Source organism: Flavobacterium seoulense (assembly GCF_000695795.1).
GTDB lineage: Bacteria > Bacteroidota > Bacteroidia > Flavobacteriales > Flavobacteriaceae > Flavobacterium > Flavobacterium seoulense.
Genome location: NZ_JNCA01000046.1, coordinates 1 through 2895 on the forward strand (window position 1 = coordinate 1; position 2895 = coordinate 2895).

Here is a 2895-nt window from a genome sequence, read left to right on the forward strand (position 1 = left end):
ACTAAAACTATTACACTTTTTGCACGCATTATCTTAAAATTGATTTCGTTAAATTCGGCACAAAAGTATTATTTAAAAACATTCTAAACAATATTATATTAAATTATTCTAAATAAAAATAATTATTGATTTATAAAAAACTTAAATGCAGCATCTTACTCCTTATTTGAAAATAACTATTTTCCTACTAAAGATAAATTCATAAATATCCTATGTGAAAATTAAACTCAATTCAAATAGCATATTTTGACATACAGAATATATTAGAAACCAATTATTTAAACCTTTTATTAAAGAATTAACAATTATTTTTATTTAGATTTATTATAAACAAACTTATATTTGTGGCTTAAAAGCTAACTATAGCAATTATCATTTTACCTCATTGAATCATTAAAAATTTGTTTATGATTCTAAAATTTTAACAATTACAATGAAAAATATTTTAACATCCCTCCTGCTTAGTTTTTCTATTTATGGTTTTTCTCAAACTGAAAAGAAAAATGACAGCATTGTAAAAACTTACGTCAATGATTTGGACGAAGTGATTATTGTAAAAAAGAAAGAAACTTATGTTCAAAAATCAGACAAAATGATATTTAATGTCGAAAACAGTATCGTTTCTGAAGGAGGAACAGCACTGGATGTTTTGGCTCGTGCTCCAGGCGTTGTTGTTTCGCAAGATGGTGATTTGGCTGTTAGAGGTCAAAAGGGGGTTAGCGTAATGATTGATGGAAAACTTACTCAGCTTTCACAAAAAGAATTAGCTAATTATTTAAAATCGACAACCTCATCAAATATTAAACAAATTGAAGTAATTACTAATCCGTCATCAAAATATGATGCTGCCGGAAAAGCAGGAATCATCAATATTATAATGAAAAAATCGAGAGCATCAGGATTAAAAGGAACCGCTTTTACTAACTATGCACGTAGTAGAAAAAACAGGACTAATTCTGGCTTGAATCTGAGTTACAACAAGGATAAATTTAATATTTATGGTAATTACAGTTATACTTTTAGAGGAGAAGAAGAACGTAAAAATTTCGACCAGATTCAATTTCAGGATGCTACAAAACAAGAAATAGCGACAACAAATCATCAATCGTCGATTACAAATGAACCGCTTACTTCCAACAATTTTAAAATTGGAACTCAATATGAAATTTCATCTAAAACCAATTTAGAATTTTCGATTGATGCTAAAATTGGTCGCTATGACAATATAGCTAACGGTAAGAATATCTTACTCAATCAACTCAATCAGCCAGAATATGATGCCATAACTTATAATAACAATAAAGAGAAATGGAATGATTATACTTATGCCTTTTCCGGAGTTCATAAATTCAATTCTGAAGGAAAAAATATGTCTTTTGACATAGAATATGAGACTTCTAAATTTAGATCGAATCAATTTCAGAGTGCAAAAAATCAAATTACTAATTCTTCAATTATTACTGACGACCGAAGAGGTTTAATTCCATCCAAATTAGAAGTTTTTACAGCAAAAATTGACTTCAATAATCCAATAAAAGAAAAGCAAAACATTGAATGGGGGTTTAAATCAAGTATTAAAAATAATGATAATCCTTCTGTTTATGAGTTTTATCAAAACAATCAATGGGAAGTAGATGCCAGTTCTACTAATCATTTTGTTTACAAAGAACAAATTCATGCTGCTTATGTAAATTATAAATACCAAATAGATAATTTCAATATTCAGGCAGGTATCCGCACAGAATTTACTGCTATTGATATCATTCAAAAAACATTAAATACCAACAATAAAAGCGATTATTTAAAGTGGTTTCCTAGTCTTTCTATGAAGTATGAGGTTAACGAAAACCATTCGTTTCACACTTCATACAGTAGAAGAATTAACAGACCTGATCAGTTCGAATTAAATCCTTTCCGTTTTTATAATGACCCTTTTAACTATTATCAGGGAAATCCAAATTTAGTTCCGGAGATTGCTAACTCTGCCGAAATAGGCTACAGCTGGAAAAATCTTCTTATGGCATCGCTTTATTTTAACCAGACTAAAGATGTATTTACAGAGGTTTACCTCTACAATCCTGACAATAATACAACGGTAACAACACAAGTAAACATTGACAAATCGTATAATTATGGTGCTAACATTACTAATACAACCAATTTTTACAAATGGTGGTCCTTAAATACATTATTTAATATTTTCGAAAATAGATTTTCCGGAAATACTGCTAATGCTAATGCAATAACACCTATAGTAACTTATAATTTAAACCTTCAAAATTCATTTACTATTAGTGAAAGCTGGAAAGCCGAAGCCAATGCACAATATCAGTCAAAATCAAATGTCGGAGTTTTTGTGAGAGACGATTTCTTTGATTTTAGCGTTGGAATTTCAAAACAGGTTTTGGCAAAAAAAGGAAGTATCAAATTTAATATTACCGATGTTTTCAAAACAAAAAATTTCAACATCCATTCAGATATTGGACTAACGAATATTGACAAAAGATACAATCTTGATAGCCGTGTAGCAACATTAGCCCTTACTTATCGAATTTAAAATAAACCGTTCATTATTTCATTATTAAGAACGCTAGTAATTATTAATCTTAATTCATTATCATCATGTTAGACTATAGTATTTTAATATTAGAAAAAGTGAGTTTTGACTCCTTACTGTTTTCTAGAGAATTGCAAAAAGCAATTCATACATTGACCCCTTCAGAAATTGAAAAACTGGCAAAATGGTTTTTTAACTTTTCCGAATCCCGTTCGGAATTAGAAGAATTCAAAACCTATTTTTTGAATTAGTTTACAACCATCCATTATATTAAAAAAGGTAAAAAGGTTTAAGACATTGCTTTAAACCTTTTTTATTTTACATAAAAATGTATCTAC

Annotated in this window: 1 protein-coding gene; it reads left to right on the forward strand. The window is 28.6% G+C overall.

From position 1 onward, the window contains the following. Window positions 1–433 precede the first annotated feature (433 nt). Complete coding sequence (locus tag FEM21_RS15965; protein WP_035662694.1) at window positions 434–2557, forward strand: outer membrane beta-barrel family protein; 2124 nt, start codon at window positions 434–436, stop codon at window positions 2555–2557. The last annotated feature ends 338 nt before the right edge of the window (window positions 2558–2895 follow it).

What these genes read in the sequence shown, in the direction of transcription:
- FEM21_RS15965 (WP_035662694.1), top strand. Translation starts at nt 434, where the DNA reads ATGAAAAATATTTTAACATCCCTCCTGCTTAGTTTTTCTATTTATGGT.